We start from the raw sequence: 15,944 nt of genomic DNA on the forward strand, positions 1-15,944 counted from the left end.
CGGCTGACAAAGACTGATTGATCGTCGTATGCTTTTTCATGGGCTCGCCCTCGCTGTCGTTGGCTTCTATAAGAATGCCACCGTGGCGCATAGACGCCTCGGCTTGGGCGAGTCCATCTAATTACAGTAACGTGCCGAGTAGGCCGCAACTTATCACTACCAGCCATGGCGGCAGTTTCCACACCATCAACGCGACCAGTGCCAGCAACGCCAGGGCGAGGTCGTAGCCGTTGAAAATCGCGCTGGTCCACACAGGCTGGTACAGCGCCGCCAACAACAGGCCAACCACCGCCGCATTCACCCCGGCCAGTGCGGCCTGGGTGCGCGGGCTGCTGCGCAGGTTGGCCCAGAAGGGCAAAGCGCCGAAGATCAGCAGGAACGACGGGGCGAAGATCGCCAGCAGTGCGATCACCCCGCCAAGCCAGCCGCTCGGGGCGTGGGTCATGGAGGCGCCGAGGAAGGCGGCGAAGGTGAACAGCGGGCCGGGCACAGCTTGGGTGGCGCCGTAGCCGGCGAGGAACACATCGTTGTTGACCCATTGGCTGGGCACCACTTCGGCTTGCAGTAGCGGCAACACTACGTGGCCGCCGCCGAATACCAGTGCGCCGGTGCGGTAGAAGGCGTCCACCAGCGCCAGCGTGGGGTTGAGCGCCCATGCGGCGAGGATCGGCAAGCCCACCAGCAACAACAAAAACAGCATCAACCACAGGGCTCCGGCGCGGCGGCTGATGGCGATGGGCAGGGCGTCGGGCTCGGCACTGCTCTCGGGCTTGAACAACAGCAGGCCAGCCACGCCTGCAGCCACCATGACCCCGACCTGAGCCCAGGCGGAGGGCTCCAACAGCACCACGCACGCAGCGGTCAACATCAACGCCACCCGTAACACGCCTCGGCACAGGTTGCGCGCCATGCCCCACACGGCCTGGGCCACCACGGCCACGGCGACCACCTTGAGGCCGTGCAGCGCGCCAGGGGGCAGGGCGCCGCCGTAGTGGGCCAGCCCCAGGGCAAACAGGATCAGGGCGATGGCCGACGGCAAGGTGAACCCGGCCCAGGCTGCCGCCGCGCCCCGGTAACCTGCGCGGGACAGGCCCAACGCGATACCGACCTGGCTGCTGGCCGGGCCTGGGAGGAACTGGCACAGGGCGACCAGTTCGGCATAGCTGCGCTCGCTGAGCCAGCGGCGGCGGCTGACGAACTCTTGGCGAAAATAACCCAGGTGTGCAATCGGCCCGCCGAAGGAGGTAAGGCCCAGGCGCAGGAAAATCAGGAACACTGACCAGGGGCTGCTGCGGTGATCGGCAAGCTGGGGCAAGGGGATGTCTCGGGCAACGGTGCTGGATGTTGCCGACCATAACCAATTTTCATGACGCGTAGAAGCGCGGGTATTTTGCCGTCTCCATTGAATTTATCCGCGGTTGCTTGAGTCATTCAATGCAGTGCATTGTTTTCCATCCACTGGACCTCAAGGAGCGACCATGACCTTTTTCATCTTCCTGCTTGCCTGCGCCGCCGCTGCCAGTACTGGCGTGATCTTCAAACCCGGCGCCTGGTACGAATCCCTGGTCAAGCCCAGCTTCACCCCGCCCAATTGGCTGTTCCCGGTGGCATGGACGATCATCTACCTGCTGCTGGCCTGGGCCGGTTACCGCTTGACCCTGATCCCCGGCAGCGAAATGGTGTTGGCCCTGTGGGCGGCGCAGATTGCATTGAACACACTGTGGACGCCGGTGTTCTTTGGTGCCCATCGGTTGTTCGCCGGGATGGTGATTATCGTGCTCTTGTGGCTCACCGTGGCAGCGATGGTGGTGCTGGCCGTGCGCCTGGATTTGATTACCGGCCTGATCCTGTTCCCGTATCTGGCGTGGCTGTGCGTGGCCGCGGCGTTGAACTTCTCGATCCTGCGTAATAATCGCTGATGGCCTACCAGCATTGGCCCGCCAGCGAGCCCGAACTGGCCCAGATGCGCCGCTTCAATCGCAAACTGGCGTGGATGCCGCGCTTTAAAGTCCGCAACCGCGTCACGCCGCGCATGATCCAGGCGCTGCTGCGCGCCAGCCAGACCTTCAAGAAGGCGCCCCTGGCGGAACGCAAAATGCTCGGGGCGATCCCCTTGCGCATCCTGCGGCCCGCCGGTCCGCCCAGAGGCGTGGTGCTGGACATTCACGGCGGGGGCTGGGTGATCGGCAATGCGCAAATGAATGACGACCTTAACCTCGGCATGGTCAACGCGTGCGATGTGGCGGTGGTGTCGGTGGATTACCGGCTGGCGGTAGATACGCCGATCGAAGGGTTGCTGGACGATTGCCTGACGGCTGCGCGCTGGCTTTTGGCGGACTGCCCGGAGTTTGCCGGCTTGCCGGTGTTTTTCGTTGGCGAGTCGGCCGGCGGGCACTTGGCGGCGGCCACCTTGTTGGCGCTCAAGCAATGGCCCGAGTTGCTCCAGCGGGTAAGCGGCGCGGTGTTGTATTACGGCGTCTACGATTTGACCGGCACGCCCAGTGTGCGCACGGCCGGGCCGGACACCTTGTTGCTGGACGGGCCGGGCATGGTCAAGGCGCTGCGCCTGTTGACGCCGGGGATCAGCGACGAGACGCGCCGGCAGCCGCCGCTGTCACCCTTGTATGGGGAGTTCGAGGGGCTGCCGCCCGCGCTGATGTTCGTGGGGCAATTGGACCCGCTCAAGGATGACACCCTGCTTATCGCCGAGCGATGGGCAGCGGTGGAGGCTCATGTGTTGCCGGAAGCAGCCCATGGGTTTATTCACTTTCCGGTGGCGATGGCCGATCGCGTGCTGGCTTACGCTCGCCAGTGGATAACGGGTCGGATCCCTGGCGATGAGCGTTAGTATCGAGGCGGTGCAGGCCGCTGACATTCCCCAGGTGCTGAGCTTTGCTTTGCAGGCGCGTGATGAACTGTTTCCCACGCTCAGTGCCACCGGTGTCCCCCACGATCTGGCGCAGTTTGAAGCCATCTACCTTGAGGGCGGCGGGCGGTTTTTGATTGCCCGTGCCGAAGGCCGGATCGTTGCCGCGGTGGCTTATCGGCCTTACGACGGCCGCTTTCCACAGTTGAACTACCAGGGCCGCAAGACGGTGGAAGTGGTGCGCCTGTATGTGCTCCCGGCAGCGCGACGCTTGGGCCTGGCGGGCCGTTTATACCGCTCGCTGGAGGCGCTGGCGCGAGCGGATGGGGTGGAGATGATGTACTTGCATACCCATCCGTTTCTGCCCGGCGCGATTGATTTCTGGCAGCGGCAGGGGTTCGACGTGGTGCATGTCGAGGCCGACCCGATCTGGCAGACCACCCATATGCACCGACTTCTGTAGATGAAGTGTGGGAGGGGACTTGCCCCCGATAGCGGCGATCCCCCAAATCACTGGCGGATTACGGGCACACCGAGCCTGGGCGAGGTGCCGAGTGGTGGGGCAAGAGCGTTTTGCTTACTTTGGCCTGGGCCGGCATCCCGGCTTTTGCAAAGTGAGCCGCCGTCAGGGCGGAACCCTAAGTGGCCGTTACCGCAGGAATGGATATGTACACGGTCCAACTGTGTTGACTGTCAAGCCGTCTTCGCAGGCAAGCCAGCTCCCACAGTTGGATCGCGGCGCGTCAGTTAGATCAGCGTCGGCTGCCAGGCCGTCGCGGGAGCAAGCTCCCTCGCCACAGGTTTAGCGTCGTACCGAAGTTGTGTAGATACCTGGGGCAAGCCCCCTCCCACATTTGGATCACAGTTGGCAGTCAGACTGTCACCAGAGCAAGCTGCCCCAACGTACGGATTCAGTTGGAGCGCAGGCGCAGGATTTGCGCGCCGTCGAACGGGTCTGTCAGGTAATGCCCCTGTACCCCGAATGTCTCTTGCAAGCGCTGCGGTGTCAGCACTTGCAGCGGCGTGCCCAGCGCCACCAGTTGCCCGCGATCCAGCACGGCCAGGCGATCACAGGTCAACGCCTGGTTCAGATCATGCAGCGCAATCAAGGTGGTCACAGGCAAGCCTTGCACGCCTTTGAGGATTGCCAGTTGATGCTGGATATCCAGGTGATTGGTCGGCTCATCCAGCAACAAAATCTGCGGGCGTTGTGCCAGGGCGCGGGCGATGTGCACGCGCTGGCGTTCGCCACCCGAGAGGCTGCGCCAGGCGCGTTGGCTCAGGTGGGTGGCGTCTACGTCATGCAGGGCCTGGTGCACGATGGCATCGTCTTCACGCGACCACGGGCTCAATGCCGACAGCCACGGCGTGCGGCCCAGGGCCACGGCGTCGAACACGCGGATGGCGTCGTCGGTATCGGCCTGTTGCTCCACCACCGCCAGCTGTTGTGCGATGGTGCGGCGCGACAACTCACCGAGCCGCTTGCCACCCAGGCGAACATCGCCGCTGGCCGGCACACGTAATCCAGCCAGCAATTTGAGCAGGGTGGATTTGCCTGAACCATTGGGCCCGACGATACCGAGGGTTTCACCCAACTGCACGTCGAGGTCAATGTCACGCAGCAACTGCGCGTCACGCACTTTGAAGCCCAGGCCGCGACAACTGAGTACGCTCATCGTGCGTTCCTCCGGCCAATCAGGATCAGCGCAAACACCGGCGCGCCCACCAATGCGGTGACCACACCCACCGGAATCACCTGGCCCTTGATCAAGGTGCGCGACAGCACGTCCGCAGCGATCAAAAACAGCGCGCCACCCAAGGCACTGGCCGGCAGCAAACGCGAATGCCCGGTGCCAAGCAACAGGCGCACCGCATGGGGAATCACCAGGCCGACAAACCCGATGGAGCCGACGATGGATACCATCACCGCCGTCACCAACGCGGCGCAGGCCACCAGCACAAATTGCACGCGGCGCACCGGGATGCCGAGGGAGGCTGCCGAGTCGCTGCCGAAGGTAAACGCATCCAGTGCACGCCGGTGCCACAGGCACACCGCGAGCCCCACGACCGCCACCGGCACCGCCAACCACACCGACGGCCAGCGCACGCCGCTGAGGTTGCCCAGCAGCCAGAACATAATGCCGCGGGCTTGTTCGGAGCTGGCCGACTTGGTGATCAGGAACGCGGTCAGGGCATTGAACAACTGCGAGCCGGCGATACCCGCGAGGATGATCTGCCCGGTACCGCTGGACGATCCGCTGGCTCGTGCGAGTAGAGTCACCAGCGCAAAGGCCGCCATCGCCCCCACAAACGCGCCCGCCGATAACGACACCAGGCCACCGCCCACGCCGATCAAGGCAACGAGCACCGCGCCGGTTGACGCGCCGGCGCTGATGCCCAGCAGGTACGGGTCGGCCAGCGGGTTACGCAGCAGCGATTGCAGGATCACGCCGCACGTCGCCAACCCTGCGCCGCAAGCTGCGGCCACCAATGCACGGGTGAGGCGGTAGTTCCACACCACGCCTTCGTCGATGGGGTCCAGTACGTAGCCGGCGCTCCAGAGTTTATTGGCGAGCACCTGCAGCACCACCTGTGGTTCGATGGCGGTTTCACCGATGGCGACGCCAGCGAGCAGGGCGAGCAGCAGCAACGCCAGGGCGAGTAGGGTGCGCATCATTGCCCCAGGTGGTAGCCGTCAATGGCGGCCGCCAGTTGTGCAAGGCCCTCGAAGGTGCGCAGGCTCGCCTGCAAGGCCAGAGCGTCGAGGATGATGATGCGGTTGTTCTTCACCGCGTCCATGTTGCGGGTCACGGGGTCGCTGCGCAGGAAGGCGAGTTTCTTTTCATGGTCGTCGGCCGGGTAGCGGCGGCGGTCCATGCGTGCGATCACCAGGAAGGTGGGGTTGGCCTTGGCGATGGTTTCCCAGCCGACGGCAGGCCATTCTTCATCGGACTGCACCACGTTACGCAGGCCAAGGGTTTGCAGCATGAATTGCGGCACGCCTTTGTGGCCGGCTACGTAAGGGTCGCTGGCCATTTCGGCGCTGGAAAACCACACCAGTGCACTGGCTTGCTGCAAGCCCTTGCCCTGGGCTGTGGCGACGGATTTGGCCAGGCGCGCCTTGAGTTCGTCGGTCAGTTGTTGGCCGCGATCCTGCACGTCGAAAATCTGTGCCAGTTGCTGGAGGCTCTGGTAGATCGTCTCGATGCGAAAGGGCTCCAATCGCGTGCCGTCGGCGCCGACCAGGTTGTCCTTGCCTTCGCAATCGGACGGCAACAGGTAGGTGGGGATTTTCAGTTCATGAAACTGCTCACGGGTACCGACTACGCCTTGGGGCCCCACCACCCATTCCAGCTCGGCGGCCACCAGTTGCGGGCGCTTGGCGAGCACGGCTTCAAAGCTGGGCTCGTTGTTGGCCAGGCGCTCGATGCGGTCGTCCTGGGCCTTGTACTGCGCCGCCACGTTGTTGAACCACAGCGAAGTGCCGACCACCTTGTCGCCCACGCCCAGGGCATACAGCATCTCGGTGGCGGCCTGGCCGATGGTGACGCTGCGGGCGGGGGCGTGCTGGAAGGTCAGGGTGCTGCCGCAGTTTTGCAGGGTCAGCGGGTACTGAGTGGGCGCGGCTTGCGCCAGGGCACACATACCCAAGCCAGCGATCAGGGCGGTAACGCGTGGCAGCATGAGGCGATCTCCTTGTGAACCGTAGGTGCAGCAGGGGAGGTACGGCTCGGAAATACGCCCATGGAGGCTGCTGATGCGCAGGGCCAGGATGTCCTTCCCGGACACCCCGCCGGTTGGTTAATTAGCTGGGCCGGCAGGTCTCCTGACTGATGCGTCGTCGCCATGCCCCGCCTTCCCGGACGTGGTCCAGTGGCATTCAAGGGCAGGCTCGGCATCTACAGTTGCGGGGGCAGTTTCGGTTCACGTCGCGTGCGGCGTTTCGAATTCCCTGTTAGTCCCATACGGGAACCGGCGGCCGTATGGTAAGCGATCACCCCCTGTAGGAGCGAGCTTGCTCGCGAAGGTCGTCAACGATAACGCTGGGTACCTGATGCCCCGCGGCGCTTTCATGTTCTTCGCGAGCAAGCTCGCTCCTACAAAAGAAGCGTCAGAGCCGAATATCCTGGGGGCCGCGTATCAGCGCTTCGATCCGGGTGCCTGTGGCGCGCTCTTCGTTGCTGAAGCCGTCGTAGTCGGCCAGGTTGGCGAAGCGGATGCCGGTCAGTTGTTCGATCGCAATCACACTGCGCTGGTAGGTGCGAAGCGGGCCGAATACCAGGTCGAGTTGGCCCAGTTCGCGGCTCTGGTCAATCATGTAGGCGCTGGCGGACGGCTTGCCCTCGTCGCTGAGGTAGGCCACTACTTTCCAGAACGCCTTGGGGATTTTCACGCCACGGTACAGTCGGTCGTCATCGGCGAACACTGGCCCGGTAAACACCGTGGCCCGGGCTTTCCAGCGCTGGGTGTTGTCGAGGATGTAGTCTTCGAGCTCCAGCCAGGTCTTCTGGTTGAAGCCGCTCATCTGTGGCGAGCAGTTGGTGAAGTGAAAGGTGTCGACGTTGGCGGTGTTGGCCTCATCGCCCCAGTTGGGGTCCTGGCGCCGCACCAGGTGGCCGCGGTCCAGGCCATTGCCGGCATAGAGATCTTCACCTACCTGCGCCTCCAGGGGCAGGCGACCATCGTAGGCCCAGGTGTCGTTGCTGCGCGTGATGTCCACATGCTTGGCACCGTCGATATTTACCCCCACGTACAGCGCCAGTCGTCGAGCGCGCGACATGGTGATGGAGAAATGCGTGTAGTCCAGGCGCTTGGGTTGCACATCGCCCGCCAGTGGCTGGTCAACCGTGGGCCATGGCACCACGAAGTCGCTGAGGAAATCGTCGGCATAGCCCGCGCGGTTTTTGAGGTCCTTGGCCGCGGTGACGCGCGGCGTCGCGGCTCTGGCTTCCAGCAGGGTGGGGCTGGCCGCGACCAATGGGCGCAGGTCGGCAAGCCTTGGGCGGTGGGAAAGGTCGATGTTGGCTGCGCGGGCGGGCATGGGCATGTTCCTTATGGGCCTGGGATAAACACCACTGAAACACAAAACCATGACAATTTGGCCCAGGTGGCGAACGCAGGACTATCCTGAAAACCGTCACCCGGACGTTCATCACACGCCAAAAGGAGCCAGCTCATGTGTGTTCGCCAACCGCGCAACCCGATTTTTTGCCTGATCCCGCCGTACATGCTCGACCAGATCGCCCGCCACGGCGACAAAGCCCAACGGGAAGTCGCATTACGCACGCGTGCCAAGGACTGCACGTTCCGCTCGTTGCGCATGGTCGCGGTACCCGCCAAGGGCCCGGCCCGCATGGCACTGGCCGTGGGCGCCGAGAAGCAACGCTCGATCTACAGCGCCGAAAACACCGACAGCCTGCCCGGCAAGCTGATTCGCGGTGAAGGGCAGCCCGCCAGTGGCGATGCCGCAGTAGACGAAGCCTATGACGGCCTGGGCGCCACCTTCGATTTTTTTGACCAGGTATTCGACCGCAACTCTATCGACGATGCGGGCATGGCGCTGGACGCCACGGTGCACTTCGGCCAGGACTACAACAATGCCTTCTGGAATTCGACCCAGATGGTGTTCGGCGATGGTGACCAGCAGTTGTTCAACCGCTTCACCGTGGCACTCGACGTTATTGGACATGAGTTGGCCCATGGCGTGACCGAGGATGAGGCCAAGCTGATGTACTTCAACCAGTCCGGTGCGCTGAACGAGTCGTTGTCGGATGTGTTTGGCTCGTTGATCAAGCAGTACGCGCTGAAGCAAACGGCCGAGGACGCCGACTGGTTGATCGGCAAGGGGCTGTTTACCAAAAAGATCAAGGGCACGGCGCTGCGCTCGATGAAGGCGCCAGGCACTGCGTTTGATGACAAGCTGCTGGGCAAAGACCCACAGCCTGGGCACATGGATGATTTTGTGCAAACTTACGAGGACAATGGCGGGGTGCATATCAATTCCGGCATCCCCAACCACGCGTTCTATCAGGTGGCCACCCGGATTGGCGGGTTCGCCTGGGAGCGTGCCGGGCGCATCTGGTATGACGCACTGCGCGATTCGCGGCTGCGACCCAATTCCGGGTTTTTGCGTTTTGCGCGCATCACCCATGATATTGCCGGCCAGCTTTATGGTGTGAACAAAGCTGAGCACAAGGCAGTCAAGGAAGGCTGGAAAGCGGTAGGTATCAACGTTTGACGAAGCCGCCTGCGCGGCGAGGAACAGCCATGCGAATTTCAATCAAGGAAAGCGGCGGACCAGCGTTTTTTCCGGGGTTGGCCAAGCCGCGTACGGTGGAGTTGGATACGTTGCCCGAGCCCGACCAGCAGGAGTTGCGGCAACTGATTGAAGCATCCGAGTTTTTCAAGTTGCCGCAAAGCACCGATCCCGAGCCTGGTAACCCAGGTCGAGTGCATTACACTCTGACAGTAGCGGAGGGCGAGCGCGAGCACACAGTCTGTGTACTCGCGCCGGTGAATCCCCCGGCACTGGACGGGTTGGTGCAGTGCGTGCGACGGCATATTAATTGTTGAAGCGCCAATGCTGGCAGGCTACTTACGATCCAGCCACACCGTCTGCGCATTGCAGAACTCGCGTACGCCGAAGTGCGACAGCTCGCGGCCGAACCCGCTTTTCTTCACGCCGCCAAATGCCACCCGCGGGTCCGACACGCTGAACGCGTTGACGAAGATCCCGCCGGTTTCGAGCTGGTCGGCAATCGCCTGTGCCTTTGCCGAGTCGGCCGTGAAGATGCTCGCGGTCAGGCCAAACTCGCTGTCATTGGCCAGCGCCACAGCGTGCTCGGCGTCGCGGGCAGTGATGATCGAGGCCACGGGGCCAAACAGTTCCTGTTTGAAAGACGTCATGTGGTCGGTGACGTCGGCCAGGATGGTCGGTTCATAGTAATTGCCCGCGCCCGCGACTTTATGGCCGCCCAGCAGCAGCGTGGCGCCTTCTTCCAGGGTCGCCTGGACCTGGCCGTGCAGTTCGTCACGCAGATCAAAGCGCGCCATGGGGCCGATATAGGTGGCGTCCGCGGTGGGCTCGCCCATCACCAGGGCGCGGCTGGCTTCAAGGAATTTGGCGGTGAAGGCTTCAACCACGCCCGCTTCGATGATCAAGCGCTTGGCGGCGGCGCAGACCTGGCCGCTGTTCTGGAAGCGGCCGATGACGGCGGCTTGTACGGCGGCGTCGAGGTCGGCGTCGTTGAGCACGATAAACGGGTCGGAGCCACCCAGTTCCAGCACGCATTTCTTCAACGCGGCCCCGGCCTGTGAGCCGATGGCGATGCCGGCGCGCACGCTGCCGGTGAGGGTCACGGCGGCGATGCGCGGGTCGGCGATGGCGGTGGACACGCCATCCTGGGTCACGTTGATCACTTCAAACACGCCTTCGGCAAAACCGGCTTTGCGCAATGCTTGCTGGATGAGGTAGGCGCTGCCCATCACGTTGGGCGCATGTTTGAGCACGTAGGTGTTGCCGGCGAGCAGGGTCGGCACTGCACCACGCAGCACTTGCCACACCGGGAAGTTCCACGGCATTACCGCGAGGATCGGGCCCAGTGGGCGGTATTCGATCCGGGCGCTGCCGTTGTCCACCAGGGTGGGCTCCGGGGCGAGCATGGCCGGGCCGTGGGCGGCGTACCATTCGCTCAGTTGCGCGCATTTTTCGATTTCGGCGCGGGCCTGGGCGATGGGTTTGCCCATTTCCAGGGTGATCATTTGCGCCATGTCTTCGGCTTGCTCACGCAGGGCTGCAGCCAGGGCCAGCAGGTATTCGGCGCGCTGGCTCACGGGCGTGCGGCGCCAGGTGCGGAAGGCATCGGTCGAGCGGGAGAGGGCGGCGCTCAGCTGTTCTGCGCTTTCATAGGGGTAGGTGCCGACTGTTTCGCCGTTGGCGGGGTTGATCGACAGGGCGTGGGTCTGGTGGGAAATAGCGTTCATGGCACCGTCCGGATGAAGGAGTGAATGACGGCCAGCGTACGGGGCTGTATCTTTTCTGGAAACTGAATAATATTAAGCGATACATTCACGATTGGAGAATGAATTGGATCTGGTGCAGCTGGAAATCTTCAAGGCCGTTGCCGAGCAAGGCAGCATCAGCGCCGCCGCGCAGTTGATTCATCGTGTGCCGTCGAACCTCACCACGCGCATCAAGCGACTGGAGCAGGACTTGGGCGTGGAGTTGTTTATCCGCGAGAAGAGCCGCTTGCGTTTGTCCCCGGCGGGGTGGAATTTCCTCGGCTATACGCGGCGTATTCTCGACCTGGTGCAGGAAGCCCGCGCCACGGTGGCGGGGGAGGAGCCCCAGGGCGCCTTTGCCTTGGGTTCGCTGGAAAGCACGGCGGCCGTGCGTATCCCGGCGTTATTGGCGGCGTATAACCAGCAATACACCAAGGTCGAGCTGGACCTGAGCACGGGCCCCTCGGGCACCATGATCGAAGGCGTGTTGTCGGGTCGGCTGACGGCTGCCTTTGTCGACGGGCCGGTGCTGCATTCCACGCTGGAGGGTGTGGCAGTGTTCGAGGAGGAGATGGTGGTGATTGCGCCACTGCATCATGCGCCGATCACCCGCGGCCAGGATGTGAATGGCGAGAACATCTATACGTTCCGTTCGAACTGCTCGTACCGGCATCACTTTGAACGTTGGTTCTCACAGGATGACGCGGTGCCGGGCAGGATCTTCGAGATCGAGTCGTACCACGGCATGTTGGCCTGTGTCAGCGCCGGTGCCGGGCTGGCGCTGATGCCGCGCAGTATGCTGGAGAGTATGCCGGGGTGTGCGGCGGTGAGCGTGTGGCCGCTGCCCGACACGTTCCGTACCTTGAATACATGGCTGATCTGGCGGCGGGGCACGGTGTCGCAGAGCTTGAACAGCTTCGTAAAACTACTGCAAGAACGCGGGTTTTGTAGGAGCGAGCTTGCTCGCGAAGACCGTTAACGATAACGCGGGCATTCTGGATGAACGCGGTGTCTTTGGGTTTTTCGCGAGCAAGCTCGCTCCTACAGGAGAGCGGGTCAGCCGCCAAATTGCAGAGTGCCCATGGCCAGTTTGGCCATGATTGCCGTCGCGCCCAGTTGTACCAGCCATAACGCCAACCCTCCGAGGAATACTCCCAGCGCTACCTGCAGCACCAAGCTCTTCTGCCGCTTGGCTTGCGGTGCGCGTGGGGCGTAGTCGTGCAGTTCGTCGCGGTCGGCGCGCAGGTCCAGGTCGTCGTTTCTCATAAAGCTCTCACAGCAAGGGGGCAGTCGGTATTCAGTCTAGTGTGTTCGCCAATAAAAAGGGGAAGCCATTGGCTTCCCCCTTCGTATAACGTGTGCTCGCTTACAGCACCTGGACAATCGCCTTGGTCACTGCACCAATGTTCGACTGGTTCAGTGCCGCCACGCAGATGCGACCGGTATCCAGCGCATAGATCCCGAATTCGGTGCGCAGGCGGGTGACTTGCTCAACGGTCAGGCCGGAGTAGGAGAACATCCCACGCTGGCGGCCGACGAAGCTGAAGTCATGGCCTGGAGCAGCCTTGGCCAGTTCGGCCACCATCTGCTCGCGCATGCCACGGATGCGCAGGCGCATCTCGGCCAGTTCGGCTTCCCATTGGGCGCGCAGTTCCGGGTTGTTGAGTACGGCGGCGACGATGGCTGCGCCGTGGGTCGGCGGGTTGGAGTAGTTGGTGCGGATCACACGCTTGACCTGGGACAGGATGCGCGCGCTTTCTTCCTTGGACTCGCTGACGATCGACAGCGCGCCTACGCGTTCGCCATACAGCGAGAACGATTTGGAGAACGAGCTGGATACAAAGAAGGTCAGGCCCGACTCAGCGAACAGGCGCACCGCGGCGGCGTCTTCGTGGATGCCATCGCCGAAGCCCTGGTAGGCCATGTCGAGGAACGGCACCAGGTTCTTGGCCTTGACCACGTCCAGCACGTTTTGCCAGTCGGCCGGGCTGAGGTCGACGCCGGTCGGGTTATGGCAGCAAGCGTGCAGCACCACGATGGACTGTGGCGGCAGGGCGTTGAGGTCTTCGAGCAGGCCGGCACGGTTCACGTCGTGGGTGGCGGCGTCGTAGTAGCGGTAGGTCTGCACCGGGAAACCGGCTTTTTCAAACAGCGCCTGGTGGTTTTCCCAGCTTGGGTCGCTGATGGCGACGACGGCGTTGGGCAGCAGTTGCTTGAGGAAGTCGGCGCCGATTTTCAGCGCGCCCGTGCCGCCCACGGCCTGGGCGGTAATCACACGGCCTGCGCTCAACAGTGGCGACTCAGCGCCAAACAGCAGCTTTTGCACGGCCTGGTCGTACGCCACGATGCCGTCGATTGGCAAGTAGCCTCGGGCGGCATGTTGCGCCACACGAATGGCTTCCGCTTCGGCAACGGCACGCAAGAGTGGAATCTTCCCCTCCTCGTTGCAGTAAACGCCCACGCCAAGGTTCACCTTGGTGGTTCGTGTGTCGGCGTTGAATGCTTCGTTGAGGCCCAGGATTGGATCGCGTGGTGCCATTTCGACAGCGGAGAACAGGCTCATTTTTGCGGCAGCTCTATGGGGGGTAGGAGGGACGTGTCGCGCTCCAGCCGAATGCACTAGAGCGGTGCACAAACGGGGAGCTAGTATAGAGGCCATCACGGCTGAGAGCGACAACGGAAACGACTTTTCGGCCAAGTTTTTCGGTTTATTTGCTGACCGTTAGTCTTATTGCAACATTGACGATAAAGGTCGTGTAGTAAGACGGCCTTGAAACCCGTCACATTCGACACCACTTCTACAGCTATCATGGTTTTTTCCTGCAACCTGCGATGACTAATCGCGGGTTGCTGAGCTATTTCGTCCCTGGCGGTGTCGAGTCTGGGGTGACTTCACGAGGTACGTTATGTCGGATTTCCAGCTCGTTACCCGTTTTGAACCCGCCGGCGATCAACCGGAAGCCATTCGTCAGATGGTCGAAGGCATCGAGGCCGGCCTGGCGCACCAGACGCTGCTTGGGGTGACCGGTTCCGGCAAGACCTTCAGCATCGCCAACGTGATCGCCCAGACCAACCGCCCGACCCTAGTGCTGGCGCCAAACAAAACCCTGGCGGCGCAGCTCTACGGCGAGTTCAAGGCGTTCTTCCCGAACAACGCGGTGGAGTATTTCGTTTCCTACTACGACTATTACCAGCCCGAAGCCTATGTGCCATCCTCCGATACCTTCATCGAGAAGGATGCGTCGATCAACGACCACATCGAGCAGATGCGCCTGTCGGCCACCAAGGCACTGCTGGAGCGCAAAGACGCGATCATCGTCACCACGGTGTCGTGCATCTACGGCTTGGGCAGCCCGGAAACCTATTTGAAGATGGTGCTGCACGTCGACCGTGGCGACAAACTCGACCAGCGCGAACTGTTGCGCCGCCTGGCGAGCCTGCAGTACACCCGTAACGACATGGACTTCGCCCGCGCCACCTTCCGGGTGCGCGGTGATGTGATCGACATCTACCCGGCCGAATCCGACCTGGAAGCCATCCGCATCGAACTGTTCGATGATGAGGTCGAAAGCCTGTCAGCCTTCGACCCGTTGACCGGCGAGGTGATCCGCAAGCTGCCGCGCTTTACCTTCTACCCGAAAAGCCACTACGTGACCCCGCGCGAAACCCTGATGAGCGCCATCGAGGGCATCAAGGTCGAGCTGGCCGAGCGCCTGGAATACCTGCGCTCCAACAATAAGCTGGTGGAAGCCCAGCGTCTGGAGCAACGCACCCGCTTCGACCTGGAGATGATCCTGGAGCTGGGCTACTGCAACGGCATCGAAAACTACTCGCGTTACCTGTCGGGCCGTGACTCCGGGGCGCCGCCACCGACGCTCTATGACTACCTGCCGCCGGACGCCTTGCTGGTGATTGACGAATCCCACGTCAGCGTGCCGCAGGTGGGGGCCATGTATAAGGGGGACCGCTCACGTAAGGAAACCCTGGTGGAGTACGGCTTCCGTCTGCCGTCGGCGCTGGACAACCGGCCGATGCGCTTTGACGAGTGGGAAGCCATCAGCCCGCAGACCATCTTCGTCTCCGCTACGCCCGGCAACTATGAAGCCGAACATGCCGGTCGCGTGATCGAGCAATTGGTGCGACCCACTGGCCTGGTGGACCCGGAAATCGAAATTCGCCCGGCGCTGACCCAGGTCGACGACTTGCTCTCGGAAATCAACAAGCGCGTGGCCCTGGAAGAGCGGGTGCTGGTCACCACCCTGACCAAGCGCATGTCCGAAGACTTGACTGATTACCTGGCCGACCACGGCGTGCGCGTGCGTTACCTGCACTCGGACATCGACACCGTGGAACGCGTGGAAATCATCCGCGACCTGCGCCTGGGCACCTTCGATGTGCTGGTGGGGATCAACCTGCTGCGTGAAGGCCTGGACATGCCGGAAGTGTCGCTGGTGGCGATCCTGGATGCGGACAAGGAGGGCTTCCTGCGCTCCGAGCGCTCGTTGATCCAGACCATCGGCCGAGCGGCGCGTAACCTCAATGGACGGGCGATCCTGTATGCGGACCGCATCACCGGTTCGATGGAGCGTGCGATTGGCGAGACCCAGCGTCGTCGCGACAAGCAGATCGCGTTCAACCTGGAGCACGGCATCACCCCCAAAGGCGTGTTCAAGGACGTTGCCGACATCATGGAAGGCGCCACCGTGCCCGGCTCGCGCAGCAAGAAGCGCAAGGGCATGGCCAAGGCCGCCGAGGAGAGCGCCAAGTACGAAAACGAACTGCGCTCACCGAGTGAGATCACCAAGCGGATTCGACAACTGGAAGAGAAGATGTACCAGTTGGCGCGGGATCTGGAGTTTGAAGCGGCGGCGCAGACGCGGGATGAGATTGGCAAGTTGCGTGAGCGCCTGTTGGCTGTTTGATTTGCGTTGATTGGGCTGGCCCCATCGCGGCATAGGTATCTACATAACTCTGTTAGCTCAACGGTAACCACGATGCGAAGCGAGCCGCTCTTGATCTTGATCTGCTTTTGATCTTAGGCGCCCCGTTAAACCACGCTGGCCGGAATTCGACAGGG

General features: G+C 62.5%; 15 protein-coding genes and 1 riboswitch. Of the genes, 7 read left to right on the forward strand and 8 right to left on the reverse strand.

The window, feature by feature from the left end; all coding sequences use genetic code 11:
• Positions 1–121: 121 nt before the first annotated feature.
• On the reverse strand, positions 122–1,315 hold the full coding sequence (chrA, locus tag JJD66_RS26930; RefSeq protein WP_200649430.1) for a chromate efflux transporter: 1,194 nt from the start codon (positions 1,313–1,315) through the stop codon (positions 122–124).
• A 163-nt stretch (positions 1,316–1,478) separates the two neighbouring features.
• Between chrA and tspO the strand changes: the two genes are divergently transcribed.
• The 3 genes from tspO to JJD66_RS26945 are packed head-to-tail and all read left to right on the forward strand — an operon-like array spanning position 1,479 to position 3,329.
• Positions 1,479–1,919, forward strand: coding sequence for a tryptophan-rich sensory protein TspO (gene tspO, locus JJD66_RS26935; protein ID WP_003192600.1), 441 nt, complete (start codon positions 1,479–1,481; stop codon positions 1,917–1,919).
• Entirely contained in the window at positions 1,919–2,848 is a 930-nt protein-coding gene (locus JJD66_RS26940) for an alpha/beta hydrolase (RefSeq protein ID WP_200649431.1), read from the forward strand. The genes tspO and JJD66_RS26940 overlap by 1 nt, the downstream gene beginning before the upstream one ends.
• A complete protein-coding gene (locus tag JJD66_RS26945; RefSeq protein ID WP_200649432.1) occupies positions 2,838–3,329 on the forward strand; it encodes a GNAT family N-acetyltransferase in 492 nt (163 codons plus the stop codon). The genes JJD66_RS26940 and JJD66_RS26945 overlap by 11 nt, the downstream gene beginning before the upstream one ends.
• 448 nt (positions 3,330–3,777) lie before the next feature.
• Here the strand turns inward: JJD66_RS26945 and JJD66_RS26950 are convergent, their stop codons facing one another.
• From JJD66_RS26950 to JJD66_RS26965, 4 genes are all read right to left on the reverse strand, one after another.
• Positions 3,778–4,542 carry an ABC transporter ATP-binding protein gene (locus JJD66_RS26950; RefSeq protein ID WP_200649433.1) on the reverse strand — a complete coding sequence of 255 codons (765 nt, stop codon included), beginning with the start codon at positions 4,540–4,542 and terminating at the stop codon, positions 3,778–3,780.
• Positions 4,539–5,543 (reverse strand): FecCD family ABC transporter permease, encoded by a 1,005-nt coding sequence (locus JJD66_RS26955; protein ID WP_054921644.1) that lies wholly within the window; start codon positions 5,541–5,543, stop codon positions 4,539–4,541. The genes JJD66_RS26950 and JJD66_RS26955 overlap by 4 nt, the downstream gene beginning before the upstream one ends.
• Positions 5,540–6,550, reverse strand: coding sequence for an ABC transporter substrate-binding protein (locus JJD66_RS26960; protein ID WP_200649434.1), 1,011 nt, complete (start codon positions 6,548–6,550; stop codon positions 5,540–5,542). The genes JJD66_RS26955 and JJD66_RS26960 overlap by 4 nt, the downstream gene beginning before the upstream one ends.
• A gap of 115 nt (positions 6,551–6,665) precedes the next feature.
• Positions 6,666–6,858, reverse strand: a riboswitch (cobalamin riboswitch).
• A 119-nt stretch (positions 6,859–6,977) separates the two neighbouring features.
• The gene (locus tag JJD66_RS26965; protein ID WP_200649435.1) at positions 6,978–7,907 is read right to left on the reverse strand and encodes a DNA/RNA non-specific endonuclease; all 930 of its coding nucleotides are present in this window, start codon (positions 7,905–7,907) and stop codon (positions 6,978–6,980) included.
• 135 nt (positions 7,908–8,042) lie between these two features.
• Here JJD66_RS26965 and JJD66_RS26970 point away from each other — a divergent pair, with 135 nt between their 5' ends.
• Complete coding sequence (locus tag JJD66_RS26970) at positions 8,043–9,104, forward strand: M4 family metallopeptidase (RefSeq protein WP_200649436.1); 1,062 nt, start codon at positions 8,043–8,045, stop codon at positions 9,102–9,104.
• 29 nt (positions 9,105–9,133) lie between these two features.
• Positions 9,134–9,439, forward strand: coding sequence for a protealysin inhibitor emfourin (locus tag JJD66_RS26975; protein WP_054921648.1), 306 nt, complete (start codon positions 9,134–9,136; stop codon positions 9,437–9,439).
• Between the two features lie 18 nt (positions 9,440–9,457).
• On the opposite strand, the gene JJD66_RS26980 is transcribed toward JJD66_RS26975, so the two are convergent.
• The gene (locus JJD66_RS26980; protein ID WP_200649437.1) at positions 9,458–10,849 is read right to left on the reverse strand and encodes an aldehyde dehydrogenase family protein; all 1,392 of its coding nucleotides are present in this window, start codon (positions 10,847–10,849) and stop codon (positions 9,458–9,460) included.
• A gap of 103 nt (positions 10,850–10,952) precedes the next feature.
• Here JJD66_RS26980 and ptrR point away from each other — a divergent pair, with 103 nt between their 5' ends.
• On the forward strand, positions 10,953–11,846 hold the full coding sequence (ptrR, locus tag JJD66_RS26985; protein WP_200649438.1) for a putrescine utilization regulator PtrR: 894 nt from the start codon (positions 10,953–10,955) through the stop codon (positions 11,844–11,846).
• A gap of 77 nt (positions 11,847–11,923) precedes the next feature.
• Here ptrR and JJD66_RS26990 read toward each other — a convergent pair whose 3' ends face one another.
• Together JJD66_RS26990 and JJD66_RS26995 are read right to left on the reverse strand one after the other, a co-directional pair.
• Entirely contained in the window at positions 11,924–12,133 is a 210-nt protein-coding gene (locus JJD66_RS26990) for a hypothetical protein (protein ID WP_005789784.1), read from the reverse strand.
• A 100-nt stretch (positions 12,134–12,233) separates the two neighbouring features.
• On the reverse strand, positions 12,234–13,430 hold the full coding sequence (locus JJD66_RS26995) for an amino acid aminotransferase (protein ID WP_034116881.1): 1,197 nt from the start codon (positions 13,428–13,430) through the stop codon (positions 12,234–12,236).
• Between the two features lie 343 nt (positions 13,431–13,773).
• Here JJD66_RS26995 and uvrB point away from each other — a divergent pair, with 343 nt between their 5' ends.
• The gene (gene uvrB, locus JJD66_RS27000) at positions 13,774–15,789 is read left to right on the forward strand and encodes an excinuclease ABC subunit UvrB (protein WP_057977608.1); all 2,016 of its coding nucleotides are present in this window, start codon (positions 13,774–13,776) and stop codon (positions 15,787–15,789) included.
• Positions 15,790–15,944 lie beyond the last annotated feature (155 nt).

The sequence above is a fragment of the Pseudomonas sp. MF6751 genome (genome assembly GCF_016613265.1).
Classification (GTDB): Bacteria; Pseudomonadota; Gammaproteobacteria; order Pseudomonadales; family Pseudomonadaceae; genus Aquipseudomonas; species Aquipseudomonas fluorescens_BV.

Excerpts from the sequence above, each read along its gene's own strand:
- JJD66_RS26980 (WP_200649437.1), bottom strand. The coding sequence starts at position 10,849 with ATGAACGCTATTTCCCACCAGACCCACGCCCTGTCGATCAACCCCGCC.
- tspO (WP_003192600.1), top strand. The coding sequence starts at position 1,479 with ATGACCTTTTTCATCTTCCTGCTTGCCTGCGCCGCCGCTGCCAGTACT.
- JJD66_RS26955 (WP_054921644.1), bottom strand. The coding sequence starts at position 5,543 with ATGATGCGCACCCTACTCGCCCTGGCGTTGCTGCTGCTCGCCCTGCTC.
- JJD66_RS26970 (WP_200649436.1), top strand. The coding sequence starts at position 8,043 with ATGTGTGTTCGCCAACCGCGCAACCCGATTTTTTGCCTGATCCCGCCG.
- JJD66_RS26950 (WP_200649433.1), bottom strand. The coding sequence starts at position 4,542 with ATGAGCGTACTCAGTTGTCGCGGCCTGGGCTTCAAAGTGCGTGACGCG.
- JJD66_RS26940 (WP_200649431.1), top strand. The coding sequence starts at position 1,919 with ATGGCCTACCAGCATTGGCCCGCCAGCGAGCCCGAACTGGCCCAGATG.
- JJD66_RS26975 (WP_054921648.1), top strand. The coding sequence starts at position 9,134 with ATGCGAATTTCAATCAAGGAAAGCGGCGGACCAGCGTTTTTTCCGGGG.
- JJD66_RS26995 (WP_034116881.1), bottom strand. The coding sequence starts at position 13,430 with ATGAGCCTGTTCTCCGCTGTCGAAATGGCACCACGCGATCCAATCCTG.
- JJD66_RS26990 (WP_005789784.1), bottom strand. The coding sequence starts at position 12,133 with ATGAGAAACGACGACCTGGACCTGCGCGCCGACCGCGACGAACTGCAC.
- JJD66_RS26965 (WP_200649435.1), bottom strand. The coding sequence starts at position 7,907 with ATGCCCGCCCGCGCAGCCAACATCGACCTTTCCCACCGCCCAAGGCTT.
- JJD66_RS26945 (WP_200649432.1), top strand. The coding sequence starts at position 2,838 with ATGAGCGTTAGTATCGAGGCGGTGCAGGCCGCTGACATTCCCCAGGTG.
- JJD66_RS26960 (WP_200649434.1), bottom strand. The coding sequence starts at position 6,550 with ATGCTGCCACGCGTTACCGCCCTGATCGCTGGCTTGGGTATGTGTGCC.
- uvrB (WP_057977608.1), top strand. The coding sequence starts at position 13,774 with ATGTCGGATTTCCAGCTCGTTACCCGTTTTGAACCCGCCGGCGATCAA.